Source organism: Methylobacterium sp. E-025, assembly GCF_022829705.1.
GTDB lineage: Bacteria > Pseudomonadota > Alphaproteobacteria > Rhizobiales > Beijerinckiaceae > Methylobacterium.
In genome coordinates this window covers 1-786 of record NZ_JAKSYR010000001.1, presented here as the reverse complement: position 1 = coordinate 786, position 786 = coordinate 1, and the positions used below count along the sequence as shown (strand labels likewise).

The 786-nt window shown below is 66.9% G+C and carries 2 pseudogenes; both read right to left on the bottom strand.

Annotated elements, in window-relative coordinates:
- Window positions 1–200, bottom strand: a pseudogene (locus MKK64_RS28315) (hypothetical protein); the annotation flags it as partial.
- A pseudogene (locus MKK64_RS00005) lies at window positions 200–786 on the bottom strand (FtsK/SpoIIIE domain-containing protein); the annotation flags it as partial. The pseudogenes MKK64_RS28315 and MKK64_RS00005, both read right to left, overlap by 1 nt.

Genomic DNA, 786 nt, shown 5'->3' with positions numbered 1-786 from the left:
CCGTGGATCAGCCCGACCTCGGCCCCGAAATGGTGCTTCAGGTCCTCGAAGCGCTCCTCCGCCGCGGCGAGGTCGACGAACTCCGATTCGGCCACCAGCGGGCAGATCCAGTCGACGCGCTCGCCGCCCTGGAGCGCGCGGTGGAGGCCGGCCACGACCTCGTCGATGCGCTCGGTCGGGATGGTGATCGTCCGGATCCCGAGTCGATCTTGCTCGTCACCTGGAAGCTGATCCGGGTCGGGAAGTTCGCCTTGATCGTCCCGGTGATCACGTCCACCGACGGACGCTGCGTCGCCATGATCAGGTGGATGCCCGCCGCGCGCGCCATCTGCGCCAGGCGCTGGATCGCCCCCTCGATGTCCTTGCCGGCCACCATCATCAGGTCGGCCATCTCGTCGACCACGATCACGATGTAGGGCAGCGGGGAGAGGTCCATCTCCTCGTTCTCGTAGACGGCCTCGCCGGTCTGCCGGTCGAAGCCGGTCTGGACGGTGCGGGTCAGCACCTCGCCGCGCAGGCGCGCCTCCTCGAGCCGGGCATTGAACCCGTCGATGTTGCGCACGCCGACCTTGGACATCTTCTTGTAGCGCTCCTCCATCTCGCGCACCGCCCACTTGAGGGCGATGACCGCCTTCTTCGGGTCGGTGACGACGGGGGAGAGCAGGTGCGGGATGCCGTCGTAGACCGACAGCTCCAGCATCTTCGGGTCGACCATGATCAGGCGGCACTCCTCCGGCTTCATCCGGTAGAGGAGCGAGAGGATCATGGTGTTGATCGCCACCGACT